Source organism: Tardiphaga sp. 172_B4_N1_3 (assembly GCF_052076035.1).
Classification (GTDB): Bacteria; Pseudomonadota; Alphaproteobacteria; order Rhizobiales; family Xanthobacteraceae; genus Tardiphaga; species Tardiphaga robiniae.
The window spans coordinates 4,833,911-4,849,624 of sequence record NZ_CP197238.1 but is presented as its reverse complement, the minus strand read 5'-3'; the positions used below and the strand labels follow the sequence as shown (position 1 = coordinate 4,849,624).

The window sequence follows — 15,714 nt, the reverse complement described above, 5'->3', positions numbered from 1 at the left end:
TTATCAGAATTACTGCAGCGGTGGGTCGCCGCTGGTGCGCTTCTTGGCCAGATCCATTTCAGTGACAGCGATCAGGATCTCGGCGCGGGTCTTGAGATCGGGCGCTTCGAGCATCGCCTGCTTCTCTGGCGGACCATAGGGCGACATCATCGCCAGCGCGTTCACCAGGGCCTCGTTGGGAGCCTTGTCGATGCCTTCCCAATCCACTTTCAGGTTGTTGGCCTTGAGGAAATCGGTGAGCACCGCGAGCAGCGCGGCCCGGTCGACATCATCTTCGCCCTTGCGTGCGGTGAAATCGTCGATGAAGGGGAAGTAGTCGACCTTGCACTGCCGATATGCCGTCAGCACCGAGAGTTCCCGCACCACTTCGAAACGGGAAACGCCGGTCAGTTCGAGGATATAGCGGCCGTCACCGGATTCGGCGAGCTGGGTGATGCGCCCGACACAGCCGACTTTGAACAGTGCCGGCTTGGCCTCATCCGGCGAATGCGCCGCATCGGGCTGGATCATGCCAATCAGCCGGTGCCCGTCGCGAAGCGAATCGTCGATCATCGCGAGGTAGCGCTGCTCGAAAATGTTCAGCGGCATCTGGCCGCGCGGCAGCAGCAGCGCGCCCGGCAGCGGAAACACCGGGATCACCTCGGGAAGTTCGGCAGGCCCGCGATAGTCGGCATTGATGGGCATGTCCGGTTCCGATTCGTCACGCGAGGAGAATTACGAGAACAGGATAGTCGATAACCGCCTGCGACCGTCAACCGTGGCCTCATCCGTCGGTCCCCAGGCGTCGAAGAACTGGATCAATTGCTTGCGGGCGCCGTCGTCATCCCATTTGCGATCACGCTTGACGATTTCAAGCAGGTGACCCGTGGCCTCACTGCGCTGATTGGCGCCATTGAGCGCGATCGCAAGGTCGAAGCGGGCTTGATGGTCGAGCGGATTCGCGGCGACCTTCTGTTCCAGTTCGGTGACCGGACCGAGCGCACTGGCCTGTTCGACCAGATCGATCTTGGCCTGCACGGCCTTGACCGCAGCGTCCTCACGCTTCGCGACCGGGACGAGCTCAAGGGTCTGCTTGGCCTGTTCGATGGCGCCGGTCTCGACGTAACAGCGGGCAAGGCCAGCAATGGCGGCGATATTGCCGGCATCGGCGGCAATCACCTCGCCATAGATCGAAGCGGCGGTGGCCGGATCGCCCTCAGCCAGAATCGCTTCGGCTTCCTGAAGCAATTCGGCAGCCGTGGGCTCGGCGCCGGGCATGCCGGCTGTCAGCTTGTCGATGAACGCATTAACCTGGCTCTCCGGAACCGCACCCATGAAGCCATCGGCCGGCTGGCCGTTGACGAAGGCGATCACGGCGGGGATCGACTGGATGCCCATCTGGCCGGGAATCTCCGGATTCTCGTCGATGTTCATCTTGACCAGCTTCACCTTGCCCTTGGCGGCGGTCACGGCTTTCTCGATGACAGGAGTCAGCTGGCGGCACGGACCACACCAAGGCGCCCAGAAGTCGATCAGGACCGGCTGGCGTTTGGATTCCTCGATAACGTCCTGCACGAAGGTGCGGGTGGTCGTGTCCTTGATGAGAGCGGTTGCTGCCTGCGGCGTCGAACCTGCCTGCGGCGCCTGTGCGCCGCCCTGATCCATGATGGTCACGTGAACCTCGCTCGATGTCTGAAAAATTTGGCTGCTTCTAGCATGGCCTGAGCGATTAAATGGCGTCCGTGACAGTAATTTGCAATCCGGTGAAATAGGTCCGGCAGGGACCGATTCGACCCGAGAGGCGACATTTCGCTGTTTTGACCCATTTTCTGGGCAAAATCGGGCTCAAAGGGCCATAAACCGCGATTAACTCGCCGCGATCCGAGATGCAGTCTAGCTGTTGCATTCGCCACCGGCATTTGGCATAGGTCTGCGCGTCGGCGGCGAGCAATCGCCGCCTGTCTTCTCGGATGCGGGTGTAGCTCAGTGGTAGAGCACGACCTTGCCAAGGTCGGGGTCGAGGGTTCGAATCCCTTCGCCCGCTCCAGAATTTTCCTGGTTTTTTGGCATCAGTTTTATCGATCACAGGCCGCCGTCCGGCGGCCTTGTCGTTTGTGATCCGCAGGCACGTAGATCCGCCCCGCATCGCTTGAAATCATCGGGCGTTGGGCAGACAATCCACGGGCGAAGCGGGTACGAGACTGACGATGCCGTCGACCACTGATTCCAACCTGGAAATTGCCAAGCGTGCCAATGACGAGGCGCGGGCGGATTTTGCGACCTGGGTGATGATGGCGAAGCTGAAAAGCCTCGACGCGCTGCCGCAGGAAGCCCAGACATTCTATGCGGGCTATCTCGCGCTGCTGGCGCGTGGCAAACAATCCGAGCCAGCCGCGGCCGAAGCCACCATCCAGACTGTCTACCGCAGCTATTATTCCCGCATGGGCGGCACCGGCATCGCGCCCATCATCAAGACGGCTTCGAGATCAAGACCAATGCCCGACGACAACAATAACAACGTCACGCCTTTTCGCCGGATCAAGCCCAACACGCCACCGCCCCCGCGCGAAAAGAAGAAGCTGCCGGTCGCGTTGATCTTCATCGGGTTGATCTTGCTGGCCGTGGCCTGGCGCTATCTCACCAAGGGTAGCCTTTAAAAAAACGTAGCAGTGATCGCGCGATGATGCGGTGCGATGCGCCAATTGCATCAGGCTACTGGAACTAACTTTCAAAATTTTTTTCAAGATGTCGTCGTGATGGCGACGTCTTTCATTTGCGCGAGCGTTAGTTGCGCTTTTCACCTGCGACATTTGTGCTAGCATCTCACTGTCTGAGAAAATCACAGACCAATAAAGTTCGTCTCGAACGTTCAATAAGACATAGCAGCCGCAACAAGCTGCACAGGGAGTGACGCGATGAAATCGATGACTGGTCGATCCGTTGTTGCGTGCGCCGCCATCCTCGCTACGGCGATCGGCATGGCCTCGCTCAATCAAGCGAGCGCACAGCAAAAGCTCAAGAGCTACAAATCCGATACCAAGGAATTCTGGACCAATCCGCCAGACGACTGGTTCCTCGGCGACGAAACTGAAGCGCAAAAGGGCCTCGCGCCGCCGTCGGGCCCGCCGACCGGTGCGTCCGATGCCGAACTCGCAGCCATGATGAAGAAGATCAAGCTGCCTGCCGGGTTCAAGATCGAGGTCTATGCATCCGGCGTGCTGGCGGCGCGGCAGATGGCCTGGGGCGATAAAGGCACACTCTTTGTCGGATCGTTCGGCCTCGGCAACGTCTATGCGATCACCGACAAGGGCGGCAAGAAAGAGGTCAAGACCGTCATCAAGGGCATGAAGATGCCGACGGGCATCGCCTTTCAGGACGGTGCGCTCTATGTGATCGATATCAACAAACTGATCAAATACGAGAATGCTGAGGCAAATATCGACAAGCTCGGTGACGGCAAGGTGGTCTATGACGATATGCCGTCATTCGCGGCACATGGCTGGAAGTATCTCGCGCCGGACAAGGACGGCTGGTTCTACGTTCCGTTTGGACCTCCCTTCAACATCGGCATTCCGCCGACCAGCCTCTCGCAGATCCGCCGTGTCGATCCCAAGACCGGCAATGCCGAAATCGTGGCGCTCGGCGTTCGCAATTCGGTGGGCGGCGACGTCGATCCCCGCACCGGCAAATACTGGTTCACCGAAAATGCGCGCGACTGGATCAGCGACGATATGCCGAGCGACAAGCTCAACATGATCTCGAAGCTTGGTGAGCATTTCGGCTATCCGCATTGCCATCAAGGCAACATGCCGGATCCGAAATTCGCCATGGGTCACAAGTGTTCGGAATTCACGCCGCCGGTGTTGAATCTCGGCGCCCATGTCGCGCCCCTGGGGATGAAGTTCTATACCGGCAGCATGTTTCCTGCCGAGTACAAGAACAACATCTTCATTGCCGAACACGGCTCGTGGAACCGGCACAAGTATCAGGGCGCACGTATCAAGCGTGTGATCGCCGGGCCGGATGGGAAGAACGCCAAGCAGGAGATCTTTGCCTCCGGCTGGATCGAGGGTGACCAGGGTTATCTCGGCCGCCCTGCCGATATCGTTCTAGCCAAGGATGGATCGCTGCTGATTGCCGACGATTGGGCAGGCGCAATCTATCGCATCAGCTACGCGAAGTAAGTCGCGAATTGCGTGAGGCTGGAGTTGCGTCATCCGCAGCTCCAGCCTCATGTATTCTGGAATGGGAATGTGGCTCATGCATCGTTCTGCAATCGCGGCTGTTCTTGTCTTTCTAGTTCTTGGTTCTGGGTCCAGTCCGGCTGATGCCGCCGATATCGCCGCGGGTAAGGAGAAAGCCGAGCTCTGCAGCGGCTGTCACGGCGAAAACGGCATCTCGCAAATGGAGAACATCCCTTCGCTCGCCGCACAGCCGGATCTGTTTATCCAGTGGCAGCTGGTGTTCTTTCGTTCAGGCACCCGCAAGAACGAACAGATGCAGCCGATCTTGGAGCAGATCGACAACAACGACATCCGTAATCTCGGCGCCTATTTCGCCTCGCTGAAGCCGCCGGAGGGCAAAAAGCCCGATGACAATCCGGATCTGTCGGCCAAGGGCGCGCAAGCGGCGGCCGGCCGTCGCTGTGCGTCGTGCCACACGGAAAGTTATGGTGGCACGAAGGCGGTGTCGCGTATCGCCGGACAGCGCGAGGACTATCTCGTCAAGGCGCTGCGCGATTACAAGTCCGGCGTCCGCGCCGGTGGCGGCATGGCAGCGATGGCTGAGGTTGCCTATTCGCTCAGTGAAGAAGAGATCACTGCGCTGGCGCATTATCTGGCGCATCTATGAGGGGAAATCCGTAGCCCGGATTGCGATTGGCCTGATCCGGGCTACGTCCCGATGCTTACGCTACCCGCTGATGCTCATACGCCTTGAGATGCGTATAGATCATCCGCAGTCGCGGCACGGCAACCTTGGCGGCATCGGCGCGGGCGATGACATCGCCGACGATCTGGTCGGCCTCGATCTGCGCCTTGTTGAGGATGTCGCGATACATCGAGGCGGTCATCTTCGAACCCTCTGCTGTCAGCATGCCCTCGGTGCGTTCGAGGAAGGCTGCCCGCGGTGCGAAGCCGTTGGCCTTGGCGACGCCGCTCATCTCATCGCGCACGCCGAGGATGAAGTCCCGACCGCCAGGTGCCGCGACGATGTCACCGACAGCGCCGCGCATGGCGCTGGTGGAGCCGGCGATTGTCGCCAGGAACACCCATTTCTCCCACATGTCCTGCATGATGTTGTCGGAGGCCGAGCCGCCGAAATTGCCGGTCGCCATGATCGCGGCGATCGCCTTCACGCGATCTGAACTGCCGCCCTTGCGTTCGCCGAAGCTGAGCACCTGCATCGGCGCCATCTGGACGACCTCGCGCGCGTCGTTGAGCGTTGCAGCGATCTGGCATTGGCCGCCCATGACGTTCTTGGCGCCGAACTTCTTCTCCAGTACGTCGAGATGCTTCATGCCGTTGAGCAGCGGAATGATCGCCGTGTTTGGCCCAACCGCGGGTGCAAAGGACGCGATGGCGTCGTCGAGGTCGAAGGCCTTGCAGCTCAGCAGCACGACATCGAATTTCTCCTTGATCGCATCTGCCTGCACCGTCGGCGGATTCTTCAGGGTCACGTCGCCGTGCGGGCTCTTGATGACAAGGCCGGCGCTTGCCAGCTCACCGGCGCGCTTCGGGCGAACCAGGAAAGTGATGTCATTGCCGGCCTGCAACAGCCTGCCGCCGAAATAGCCGCCGATGGCACCGGCGCCGACCACGAGAATACGCATTGGGATGAGTCCATGTTGGATTGGAACGTGAAGCTGTCAAACAGTAGCCCGTCATTGCGAGCGAAGCGAAGCAATCCAGTTCCTTGTCGATGCAGGGCTGGATTGCTTCGTCGCAAGAGCTACCTGCAATGACGGCTGCGAGAAGGTGCTCGCTACCACTTCTCCCCGAACGGGCGAATCTCCAGTTCAAACGTCCAGGCGCTACGCGGCTGCTGATAGAGCTGCCAGTATGACTGGGCGACCGACGCGGGCGGCATCAACAAATCGGGATTGTTGAGCGCCTCCTTGCCCCACATCTGCTCGCGGCGTTCGCGCACCCAGGCGGTGTCGACGCCGCTGTCGATAATCAGATGGGCGACATGAATGTTCTTCGGGCCGAGCTCGCGGGCCATCGCCTGAGCTACTGCACGCAACCCGAATTTGGCCGATGCAAAAGCGGCAAAACCACTGCCGCCACGCAAGCTCGCGGTGGCGCCTGTGAAGAAGATGTTGCCCTGGCCGCGCGGCATCATCAGCCGTGCAGCTTCGCGCCCGGCCAGAAAACCGGAATAGCAGGCCATCTCCCAGACCTTGCGAAACACCCGCTCGGTCGTCTCCAGAATTGGAAAATTGACGTTGGCGCCGACATTGAAGATGCAGACTTCCAATGGCGCGTGCGCATCTGCGTCGTTGAGAAAGGCGGCGATCTCGTCTTCCTTGCGGGCATCGAGCGAACGCGCCACGATCGTGCCACCCATGGCCTCGATCTCTGCCACCAAAGGCGCCAGCTTGTCGCCGTTACGGCGCCCGGCGAACACCGTAAAACCTTCAGCGGCGAATTTCTTGGCGATCTCCGAGCCGATAAAATCACCGGCGCCGATGACTGCGACAGTCGCGTTGCGCTTCTGCATGATGTGCTCTCCGCTATTTGCTGGCGCCGGTGATCAGTTCCTCGACTTCGCGCAACTGCTCCTTGCCGAAGAACATCTCGTTACCCACGAAGAAGGTCGGCGAGCCGAAGGCGCCGCGCTCCACGGCGGTCTGTGTGTTCGCCACCAGTACTGCCTTCACCTCGGGCTCCTGTCCGCGTGCGAACAGTCTTGCGCCATCGAGACCCGACTCGGTCAGCGCTTTGATGGCCACGTCGGGGTCATCCATCTTCTTTGGCTCACCCCACATATGATGGAATGCCGCCTCGACGTATTTCTCGAACACGCCGTCAAGCTGTGCCGCAACGGCGACGCGCATCAGGTTCAGCGTGTTGACCGGGAAGAACGGATTCATCGTGTAGGGCTTGACGCTGAAGCGCTTCACGAACCGCTCGGTCTCGATTTGATGAAATTCACGTTTGTTCTTGACGCCGGCATAGGTCTCCGCCGGCGAGCGATTATTGGTCGCCTTGAAGATGCCCCCCAGCAGGACCGGGACGTATTCGAATGTCACGCCGGTGCGCGCTTCGATCGCCGGGATCGCCAGATGGCTGAGATAGGCGTTGGGGCTGCCGAAATCGAACAGGAATTGTGGCGACGTCTTGGTCAAGGCGGTCTCCCGAATTTTTATTGGGTGCAGTGTGGCGCAGCACGTGCGATGCGTCCACATCTTTTATGATGACCGTAATGCTATGGCTTGACGGCGCACAGTGTCAGATCAGACGCTGTACGGTCCGTTTGCGCCACACCAGCATGTAATAGCTCATCTGCAGAACAAACATGGCGCAGAAGGTGATGGGGTAGGCGGCCCAGACGCCATCGAGACCGATAGTGCGGCTGAGGATGACGGCCGAGGGCACTTCGATGGCAACGATGGCGAAAACCAGAAGCGCCAATGGTGCGAATACCGTTCCGCTGGCACGCATCATTCCGGAGAAGGTTGTGGCCATGCCGAACAGGACCGAACTCCACAGTACAATGTGAAGCGATCGTTGTGCGAGTTCGAGGACCGCGGGATCGACAATGAAAAAGCTCATGAGAGTGCGGGAGAACAGGTAGGCGATCGCCACCAGTCCGCCGGTCAGGACGAGGTTCATCAGCAATCCGGTGCGGACGATGGCGCCGAGCCGGTCGGCCTGGCCGCGGCCGATGGCCTGCGCGCCGAAGATCGAGACCGTAATCGAGATCGAAATGGCCGGAAACTGCACATAGCTCAAAATCTGGTTGACCGCGCCATAAGCGGCGGTCGCGTTGGAGCCGAAGCCGTTGACCAGGCCGAGCAGCACAAGTTCGGCCACCGACATGACCGCCATGCCGATCGCGGAAGGGATACCGATCCGCAACACCTTGCGCAGCAGCGCGGGGTCAAGCCGTATTCTGCGCAGGAGCTCCGCGTCGGGCGCGAGCGCGTGTTTCTTGCGGCGCAGGTATATGGCGAGCCAGAGCAGCGTGAACGCGCTCGACGCGGCCGCGGCGCAGGCAGCGCTGGCCACGCCAAGTCGCGGCAGGCCAAACCAGCCCTGGATCAGCGCCGGTGTGACGGTGAGGCCTATGAATGTGGATAGTGCCAGCGCCCATAGCGGCGTCACGGTGTCGCCGACGCCGCGCATCATCGATGTCATCAGAATGAAGATGAAGGTCGCCGGCATCGCCAGCATCATGATCCGGGCATAGGCGCTGGCCTGGTCGAGAACATCTGCCGGTGTCGCAAGCGCAACCATCATTGGTCGGCTCAACAGGGCGCCGAACACCGCGATGATGACCGCTAGCAGAAGGGCGACAGCGAGAGTCGTGCCGGCCACCGCCTTTACCTTGTGGCGCTCGCCCGCGCCCCAGGCCTGGCCAATCAGCACCGACGCGCCCGCTCCCAATCCCACGACGAAGGAGATGAAGAAAAACATTATCGGAAAGAACACCGATGCCGCCGCGAGCGCATCGACGCCGATCATCTGGCCGACATAGATGCTGTTGATGGTGCCGAACAGCGATTGCAGAATATTGCTCAGCATCATCGGTGCAAGGAAGACGAGAAAGGTCTTCCAGAGGGGCGGAACGTTCGACACGGGCATTTCCTTGGGATGGACGTGACGGCCGATCAGGCCGAGGTCGATTCGGCGCGATCACTGAAGGCAAGCTTGATGACGTGGTCGCGAATATCTTCGGGCCATGGGGCGATCAGGCCGGCAAAGCGTCGCCGGTCGTCAGCGAACAAGGCCCGCGACGCTTCCTCGAAACCGGGCCGGTCGCCCGCCATGGTCGACATGAAGTGATAAGCGGCGTCACGCGCCGCACGAAGCCGATCCCGGTCACCATGGACGCGGCGCGCCTCCTCGACCAGTTTTCGTAATGCGACGGAAGCGCCGCCGGGTTGGGTGCCAAGCCACTCCCAATGGCGCGGCAACAGCGTTACCTCGCGGGCGACAACGCCAAGCTTCGGCCGGCCACGGCCACGGGGCTCGGTCGACGCCTCGACGTGGGGCTCGACCGCGGATAGCTGGGGCAGGCGGGCGACGACCTCGCGATGGCTGCCGCGCAAATCGATATCGAGTGACTTGCCGGTGGCATTGTCGAAAATGACGATCGGATCGGCGATTGCGCTGGTCGCGATCTTGATTGCGATCGCCACCTCGGCCAATGGCCCAGAAGCCAGCAGCTTCGGACCGGCAAAGGCGCTAAACGGAGGAACACTCATTTCAGTCATGGGAATAAGCCCGTCTCATCATCAAGATCGATGCTAATTATACCCGGATAATATATCTGTCAATATTACCCGGGCAATAATTAGGCGTGCCAGCCCGCAAAGGATCGCCATGCTCACTGTCCATCATCTCAATAACTCGCGCTCCCAGCGCGTCCTGTGGCTGCTCGAGGAGCTCGGCACTCCCTATGAGATCATCAGGTACAATCGGCAGCCCAACATGCTGGCGCCGCCGGAGCTGCGGGCGATCCATCCGCTCGGCAAGTCGCCTGTCATCACCGACAATGGCAACACGATCGCCGAGTCCGGTGCGATCGTCGAATATCTCGTCAAGACCTATGGCAATGGCCGGCTGATCCCCGCCGACAATACCCCGGAGCGTCTGCGCTTCGCCTATTGGCTGCACTATGCCGAGGGATCGGCGATGCCGCCGCTACTGTTGAAGCTCATCTTCATGATGCTGCCGAAGCGCGCGCCGCTACTGATGCGTCCGGTGGTCAATGCCATCGCCGCGAAAGCGCTGAACACGTTGGTGGATCCGCAGCTCAAACAGCATATGGCCTTCTGGGAAGGCGAGCTGTCGAAGAGCGAGTGGTTCGCGGGCAACGAATTCACCGCCGCCGATATCCAGATGAGCTTCCCGCTCGAAGCGGCCTCCGCGCGCGCCGGGCTGGAGCAAGGCCATCCGAAAGCGATGGCCTGGCTGGCAAAGATCCACGCGCGGCCCGCCTATCAGTGTGCGCTGGAGAAGGGCGGGCCGTATTCGGTGGGGCGCTAGACCGCGGGGAAGCCGAACAGCTTCTGCGGATTGTTCGTGAGGATACGATTGCGCGTCGCCTCATCCGGCACCCACTCTGCAAGCAGGTCGAGCAGCTCGCTCACGCCCATCATCACGTCCCAGTTTGCCACATGCGGCCAGTCCGAGCCCCAGATGCAACGATCCGGATTGGCGGCGACTAGCTTCTGCGCGAACGGAATCGTATCGCTATAGGGCGGGCCACCCTGAATGCTGGTGCGATAGGCGCCGGACAGCCGCACCCATGCGCCGTCACGAACGAGTCCGACCAGAGCGTCGAAGCCCGGATCGTTGATGCCGCGTGAGGTCGGGAAGTGTCCCATATGGTCAACGAGGAACGGCACCGGCAGTTTCGCAAAGCGCGAGGCGAGAGCCGGAATATCCTTGGCATCGATCAGGAATTGCAGATGCCAGCCCATCTCGCGGCAGAGCGACGCGTAGTCCTCAAGCTGCGCGAAGCCCATCCCGCCGCCATAAAGCACGTTGAGCCGAAGGCCGACGACGCCGGCTTCTTTCAGCGTCACCTTCTCCTTCTCGGGGCAATCCAGCCCGATCACCGCGATGCCACGCAACCGCTGGCGATTGGCGGTGAGCGCGTTCACCAGCAGGCGGTTGTCGGTGCCATGCACGCTGACTTGCGTTAGCACGCCGTAAGTCATGCCGGTCGCATCGAGCATCGATAGATAAGATGCCGCCGTGGCCTCCGGCGGCGTGTAACTCCGCCCGGCGACGAACGGATAGTCCGGCGGCAGACCGATCACATGGGCATGCGTATCAACGGCACCACGCGGCACGGTGAACCGTGTCGCGCTGCGCTGGGTCGGTTGCGGCCCCGGGCAAGCCCGGGGTTCGCTGGGGGATGAGTCAGGCGTCGGCATAGAGAATACGTCCGCGGGTTTCGGGCAACGCATAGGCTGCGAGGAAGAATAGGCCGTAAGCCAGCACTGCGAAGATCGCGATGGCATTGCCGAGGCTGGTGGTGTTGGACAGAGCGCCGACCAGGAACGGGAACAGAGCGCCGATGCCACGGCCGAAATTGTAGCAGAAGCCCTGGCCCGATCCGCGCAGACGTGTTGGATAGAGCTCCGTGAGGAACGCGCCCATGCCGGAGAAGTAGCCCGACGCAAAGAAGCCGAGCGGGAAGCCGAGGATCCACAGAACTTCGTTGGTGAGCGTCACCTGTGTGTAGATCAGGATGACTGCGATGGCGCCGAGCGAGAAGGTCAGGAACAGGTTGCGGCGACCGATGCGGTCGGCGAGCCAGGCGCCGACGAGATAGCCGATGAAGGAGCCGACGATCAGCGCCGAGAGATAGCCGGTCGATGAGACGATCGACAGCTTGCGCTCGGTGGTGAGGAAGCGCGGCACCCAGAAGGTGATGGCGTAATAGCCACCCTGGCAACCGGTCGCAGCAAGCGACGCAAGGATCGTGGTCTTCAGCATCGGGCCGGCAAAGATTTCGCTGAGCTTGGGGCGATCGCCGCTGGCGTTCTGCTTGGCGCGGGTCTCCGCGGCGATGACCGGCTCTTCGACGTAGCGGCGCAGATACAGCACCAGCAAAGCCGGCAGTGCACCGATGGCGAACATCCAGCGCCACGCTGTCTCTGGTGGAAGCCATGAGAACAAGACCGCTTGTGACAGCACGGCGAGACCCCAGCCGATCGCCCACCCGGATTGCACCGAGCCGACAGCACGGCCGCGATATTGCGGACGGATGGCTTCGCCCATCAGCACTGCGCCTGCGGCCCATTCACCGCCAAAGCCGATGCCGAGCAGCGCACGCGCCACCAGCAGCTGATCGAAATTCTGCACGAAGGCACAGATCAGCGAGAAGAACGAGAACCACAGGATGGTCAGCTGCAGCGTGCGGACGCGGCCGATACGGTCGGCAAGATAACCGCCGAGCCAGCCGCCGATGGCGGATGCGAGCAGTGTCACCGTGCCGGCGAGTCCGGCGGTGCCGGGATCGACCTTCCACATCACGATGATGGTGCCGATCACCAGCGGATAGATCATGAAATCCATGCCATCGAGCGCCCAGCCTGTGGCGCAGGCCCAGAATGTGCGGCGCTCCGGCGGGTTCATGTCGCGATAGAAGGCCAGAAGGCTGGTGTCTTCGATTTCCGCGCGCTCAATGGCGCCGGGATCGGTTGGTCGGTTGCCGCTCATGGTTGTTTCCCCCGTTTGTCATCTTGGTTCGGGGGGCGCTCACCCGCGCGCCCCTGGGGGCACCGGATATGTCATTGGACGTCAGTACCCAGATGCCTCAGCGCCACGCGTACGCGGATCAGGGGCACCAAGCAAGCCGTCTGGCGTCACCAGAATAGAATTGGCCGAAGTCTGGCCCATGGGCTCGACCACCTTGTGGCCCATGGCACGCAGGGCATTGAGGGTCTCTTCGCTAAAGCCGCGTTCGATGCGCACTTCATCAGGCAGCCACTGGTGATGCAGGCGAGAGGTCGCGACGGCCGACATCACATCCATTCTGTAGTCGATCACATTGACGATCACCTGCAGCACTGTCGAGATGATGCGGCTGCCGCCGGGCGAACCGGTGACGAGTACCGGCTTGCCGTCCTTCAGGACAATGGTCGGCGACATCGATGACAGTGGCCGCTTGCCTGGGCCGGGCAGGTTGGCTTCGAAGCCGACGAGACCATAGGCATTGGATGCGCCGGGTGCGGCGGTGAAGTCGTCAAGCTCGTTGTTGAGCAATACGCCGGTGCCGTCGGCGATCAGGCCAACACCATAACTGAAGTTCAGCGTGTAAGTGTTGCTCACCGCATTGCCGGCGCTGTCGACCACCGAATAGTGCGTCGTATTCTGTCCTTCGCGCGGCGGTACGGCCGAGAGGGCATCGGTCCACGGCGTTGCCTTGTTGGGATCGATCGAGGCGCGCTGCCCGGTAGCGTAGTCCTTCGAAGTCAGCGTCGCGATCGGCGCGTTGACAAAAGCGGGATCGCCCAGATAGCGCGCGCGATCCGCATAAGCACGCTTCATGGCCTCGACCAGCAGATGCAGCGACGGTGCGGAGGCCTGCCGCATCTCGCCCAGCGGAAAGCCTTCGAGAATATTCAGTGTCTCCAGCAGCACCGTTCCGCCGGATGACGGCAGCGGCATTGAGATGATGTCGTAGCCGCGATAGCTGCCGCGGACCGGCGTGCGAACCACGGGCTGATAGATCTTGAGGTCGTCTGCCGTGAAAATGCCGCCTGCCGCATTGATGCTGCTGACCAGCTTCTCGGCGACGGGGCCTTCATAGAAGCCGCGGGGTCCCTGCGCGGCAATCGCCGTGAGCGTTGTTGCGAGGTCTGTCTGGATCAACCGGTCGCCCTCGCGCAGCGAGGTGCCGTCGTCACGCGAAAAGATCTTCTTCGTCGCGGGCCAGCGCGCCAGGCGTCTGTGCCAATCCGGCAGCGTATCTGCGCCATCGTCAGTCAGGATGAAGCCGTCGCGGGCCAGCGCAATCGCGGGCTGTAACAGATCCGACAGCGTGAACTTGCCCGAGCCATATTTTTCCAGCGCCAGCGCCAGCCCTGCGACCGTGCCGGGGATGCCGATGCCCAAAGCGGAATCGCGGGATTTCGCGGTGTCCGGTTTGCCGTCGCTGCCGAGAAACATGGTGCGGGTGGCAGCGGCCGGCGCGGTCTCGCGATAGTCGATGGTGACGTCTTCGCCGGAGGCTGTGTGGATCACCATGAAACCGCCGCCGCCGATATTACCGGCGCGGGGATAGGTGACAGCCATGGCGAAACCGCTCGCAACAGCCGCATCGATCGCATTGCCACTGCGCGCCATGACATCCGCACCGACCTTGGCGGAGATCTTCTCCTGGGCGACGACCATGCCATGCTTGGCCGCGATGGGTTTGAGCGTGCCTGACGGTGCGGGGGTATAGAGGTCACGCGCCTGCTGCGCGTTTGTCGATGCCGGGACGACGAGTATAAATGCGAGTGCTGCGACGCACGTACAACGCAGGAAAGCAAACGGTACCATCGATCACTCCGGCTGACAGCGGACATGATCGCATCGCCGTCTCGAATGCTATATGGCTTGTGAAACGTACGAGACAACACTCTGTGATTCGCGGGGGATACCACGCATGGCGGTCGCCGCCGCTTCATCAGCCTCTGTGACAGCGGCGCCAAAGACCTATCCACCGCGCTCTGCGGTGATCAGCTGGATGTTTTTCGACTGGGCGGCCCAGCCTTACTTCAGTCTCATCACCACCTTTGTCTTCGCGCCCTATTTCGCCACGCGTGTGGCATCCGATGCCGCCACGGGACAATCGCTGTGGGGTTTCGCTACCGCTGCGGCCGGGTTGATCATCGCGCTGGCATCGCCGATGCTTGGCGCGATTGCCGATGCGAGCGGCCGCCGCAAGCCTTGGATCGCAAGCTTCGGTGCGATCTTCGTGATCGGCGCCTGCATCATGTGGATCGGCAAGCCCGGCGATCCCGCTATCATCCTGCCGCTGCTGATTGCCTATGGCTTGGCGACCATCGGCGTGGAATTTGCCACCGTGTTCAACAATGCGATGATGCCGACGTTGGTGCCGCCGGATAAAATCGGCCGCCTGTCCGGTTCGGGCTGGGCGCTCGGCTATGTCGGCGGCATTCTCAGCCTGATCATCGTGCTCGGCTTCATGGCTGCGAACCCGACCACGGGGCGCACATTGTTCGGTCTGGTCCCGATCCTCGGTCTCGACCCCGCGACGTTCCAGGGCGATCGCATTTCGGCGCCGCTGTCGGGCCTGTGGTTCGTCGTCTTCGTGCTGCCGATGTTTCTGCTGACGCCGGATTTTCCTGCAAAGGTTTCGCCCGGTCACGCCGTGCGTGCAGGTCTGACCGATCTCAGGCACACGCTAAGTGATCTGCCGAAGCATCGCTCGATGATGGCATTCCTGATTGCCAACATGATCTACACGGACGGGCTGGTGTCGCTGTTTGCTTTCGGTGGCATCTATGCGGCCGGCACGTTCGGTTGGAATACGATTCAGATCGGCACGTTCGGTATCATCCTGGCCATTGCCGGAACGTTCGGCGCCTTCGTCGGCGGCAAGCTCGACGATGCGTTCGGACCGAAGCGTGTGATCACCGGCAGCATCCTGCTGCTGCTGACCTCGATCATTGCGATCCTGCTGATTGATCGCGAAACCATCTTCTTCATCAAGGTCACGCCGCCAGTGCCTGGTGGCGGCCTGTTCGCGGCGCCCGCGGAAAAGGCCTATCTCGCGCTGGGTTGCCTGATCGGCATGGCGGGCGGTCCGCTGCAGGCGGCATCGCGCACGCTGTTGATCCGGCTGGCACCGCAGGACCGCATCGCGCAGTTCTTCGGCCTGTTCGCGCTAACCGGAAAGGTAACGTCCTTCATGGGGCCGCTATTGATCGGCCTCGTCACCGCAGTCACCGCCAGCCAGAAGGCTGGCATGGCAGTGCTGGTGCTGTTCTTTGTCGGAGGCCTCGGCCTGCTCGCGCGCGTGCGGGAAGCCTGAGCCTCGAAA

Annotated in this window: 15 protein-coding genes and 1 tRNA gene; 6 read left to right on the top strand and 10 right to left on the bottom strand. The window is 61.4% G+C overall.

Annotated elements, in window-relative coordinates:
* Positions 1–9 precede the first annotated feature (9 nt).
* Complete coding sequence (locus AB7783_RS22940) at positions 10–684, bottom strand: LON peptidase substrate-binding domain-containing protein (RefSeq protein WP_089263165.1); 675 nt, start codon at positions 682–684, stop codon at positions 10–12.
* A 30-nt stretch (positions 685–714) separates the two neighbouring features.
* Positions 715–1,653 (bottom strand): thioredoxin, encoded by a 939-nt coding sequence (gene trxA, locus AB7783_RS22935; protein WP_414716828.1) that lies wholly within the window; start codon positions 1,651–1,653, stop codon positions 715–717.
* Between the two features lie 298 nt (positions 1,654–1,951).
* Between trxA and AB7783_RS22930 the strand changes: the two genes are divergently transcribed.
* The 4 genes from AB7783_RS22930 to AB7783_RS22915 all read left to right on the top strand — a co-directional run bounded on the left by AB7783_RS22930 (position 1,952) and on the right by AB7783_RS22915 (position 4,830).
* A tRNA-Gly gene (locus AB7783_RS22930) sits at positions 1,952–2,026 on the top strand.
* 160 nt (positions 2,027–2,186) lie between these two features.
* Positions 2,187–2,636: a hypothetical protein gene (locus AB7783_RS22925; protein ID WP_170849625.1), complete on the top strand. Its 450-nt coding sequence runs from the start codon at positions 2,187–2,189 to the stop codon at positions 2,634–2,636.
* Between the two features lie 258 nt (positions 2,637–2,894).
* Positions 2,895–4,163, top strand: coding sequence for a PQQ-dependent sugar dehydrogenase (locus tag AB7783_RS22920; protein ID WP_441278874.1), 1,269 nt, complete (start codon positions 2,895–2,897; stop codon positions 4,161–4,163).
* Between the two features lie 76 nt (positions 4,164–4,239).
* The gene (locus AB7783_RS22915) at positions 4,240–4,830 is read left to right on the top strand and encodes a c-type cytochrome (RefSeq protein WP_441278873.1); all 591 of its coding nucleotides are present in this window, start codon (positions 4,240–4,242) and stop codon (positions 4,828–4,830) included.
* A gap of 55 nt (positions 4,831–4,885) precedes the next feature.
* On the opposite strand, the gene panE is transcribed toward AB7783_RS22915, so the two are convergent.
* The 5 genes from panE to AB7783_RS22890 form a co-directional block, all read right to left on the bottom strand.
* Entirely contained in the window at positions 4,886–5,809 is a 924-nt protein-coding gene (gene panE, locus AB7783_RS22910) for a 2-dehydropantoate 2-reductase (RefSeq protein ID WP_441278872.1), read from the bottom strand.
* Positions 5,810–5,961: 152 nt separating this feature from the next.
* Complete coding sequence (locus AB7783_RS22905) at positions 5,962–6,699, bottom strand: SDR family oxidoreductase (RefSeq protein WP_120287656.1); 738 nt, start codon at positions 6,697–6,699, stop codon at positions 5,962–5,964.
* A gap of 13 nt (positions 6,700–6,712) precedes the next feature.
* Positions 6,713–7,327 carry a 2-hydroxychromene-2-carboxylate isomerase gene (locus tag AB7783_RS22900; RefSeq protein ID WP_184512485.1) on the bottom strand — a complete coding sequence of 205 codons (615 nt, stop codon included), beginning with the start codon at positions 7,325–7,327 and terminating at the stop codon, positions 6,713–6,715.
* A gap of 103 nt (positions 7,328–7,430) precedes the next feature.
* Entirely contained in the window at positions 7,431–8,786 is a 1,356-nt protein-coding gene (locus AB7783_RS22895) for an MATE family efflux transporter (protein WP_441278871.1), read from the bottom strand.
* Between the two features lie 26 nt (positions 8,787–8,812).
* Complete coding sequence (locus tag AB7783_RS22890; protein WP_441278870.1) at positions 8,813–9,418, bottom strand: DUF2239 family protein; 606 nt, start codon at positions 9,416–9,418, stop codon at positions 8,813–8,815.
* Between the two features lie 109 nt (positions 9,419–9,527).
* On the opposite strand from AB7783_RS22890, the gene AB7783_RS22885 reads away from it, so the two are divergent.
* Positions 9,528–10,193, top strand: a complete 666-nt coding sequence (locus tag AB7783_RS22885; RefSeq protein ID WP_441278869.1) for a glutathione S-transferase family protein — start codon at positions 9,528–9,530, stop codon at positions 10,191–10,193.
* Here the strand turns inward: AB7783_RS22885 and AB7783_RS22880 are convergent.
* The 3 genes from AB7783_RS22880 to ggt form a co-directional block, all read right to left on the bottom strand.
* On the bottom strand, positions 10,190–11,089 hold the full coding sequence (locus AB7783_RS22880; protein WP_441278868.1) for an amidohydrolase family protein: 900 nt from the start codon (positions 11,087–11,089) through the stop codon (positions 10,190–10,192). The two genes, AB7783_RS22885 and AB7783_RS22880, sit on opposite strands and share 4 nt — an antisense overlap.
* The gene (locus tag AB7783_RS22875) at positions 11,076–12,380 is read right to left on the bottom strand and encodes an MFS transporter (RefSeq protein ID WP_089263183.1); all 1,305 of its coding nucleotides are present in this window, start codon (positions 12,378–12,380) and stop codon (positions 11,076–11,078) included. Before AB7783_RS22875 ends, AB7783_RS22880 begins: the two co-directional genes overlap by 14 nt.
* An 81-nt stretch (positions 12,381–12,461) precedes the next feature.
* A complete protein-coding gene (ggt, locus tag AB7783_RS22870; protein WP_441278867.1) occupies positions 12,462–14,207 on the bottom strand; it encodes a gamma-glutamyltransferase in 1,746 nt (581 codons plus the stop codon).
* 106 nt (positions 14,208–14,313) lie between these two features.
* Between ggt and AB7783_RS22865 the strand changes: the two genes are divergently transcribed.
* A complete protein-coding gene (locus AB7783_RS22865; RefSeq protein ID WP_120287649.1) occupies positions 14,314–15,705 on the top strand; it encodes an MFS transporter in 1,392 nt (463 codons plus the stop codon).
* Positions 15,706–15,714: the final 9 nt, after the last annotated feature.

What these genes read in the sequence shown, in the direction of transcription:
- AB7783_RS22885 (WP_441278869.1), top strand. Translation starts at nt 9,528, where the DNA reads ATGCTCACTGTCCATCATCTCAATAACTCGCGCTCCCAGCGCGTCCTG.
- AB7783_RS22940 (WP_089263165.1), bottom strand. Translation starts at nt 684, where the DNA reads ATGCCCATCAATGCCGACTATCGCGGGCCTGCCGAACTTCCCGAGGTG.
- AB7783_RS22920 (WP_441278874.1), top strand. Translation starts at nt 2,895, where the DNA reads ATGAAATCGATGACTGGTCGATCCGTTGTTGCGTGCGCCGCCATCCTC.
- AB7783_RS22905 (WP_120287656.1), bottom strand. Translation starts at nt 6,699, where the DNA reads ATGCAGAAGCGCAACGCGACTGTCGCAGTCATCGGCGCCGGTGATTTT.
- AB7783_RS22925 (WP_170849625.1), top strand. Translation starts at nt 2,187, where the DNA reads ATGCCGTCGACCACTGATTCCAACCTGGAAATTGCCAAGCGTGCCAAT.
- AB7783_RS22915 (WP_441278873.1), top strand. Translation starts at nt 4,240, where the DNA reads ATGCATCGTTCTGCAATCGCGGCTGTTCTTGTCTTTCTAGTTCTTGGT.
- AB7783_RS22880 (WP_441278868.1), bottom strand. Translation starts at nt 11,089, where the DNA reads ATGCCGACGCCTGACTCATCCCCCAGCGAACCCCGGGCTTGCCCGGGG.
- panE (WP_441278872.1), bottom strand. Translation starts at nt 5,809, where the DNA reads ATGCGTATTCTCGTGGTCGGCGCCGGTGCCATCGGCGGCTATTTCGGC.
- AB7783_RS22895 (WP_441278871.1), bottom strand. Translation starts at nt 8,786, where the DNA reads ATGCCCGTGTCGAACGTTCCGCCCCTCTGGAAGACCTTTCTCGTCTTC.
- AB7783_RS22890 (WP_441278870.1), bottom strand. Translation starts at nt 9,418, where the DNA reads ATGACTGAAATGAGTGTTCCTCCGTTTAGCGCCTTTGCCGGTCCGAAG.
- AB7783_RS22875 (WP_089263183.1), bottom strand. Translation starts at nt 12,380, where the DNA reads ATGAGCGGCAACCGACCAACCGATCCCGGCGCCATTGAGCGCGCGGAA.
- AB7783_RS22865 (WP_120287649.1), top strand. Translation starts at nt 14,314, where the DNA reads ATGGCGGTCGCCGCCGCTTCATCAGCCTCTGTGACAGCGGCGCCAAAG.
- ggt (WP_441278867.1), bottom strand. Translation starts at nt 14,207, where the DNA reads ATGGTACCGTTTGCTTTCCTGCGTTGTACGTGCGTCGCAGCACTCGCA.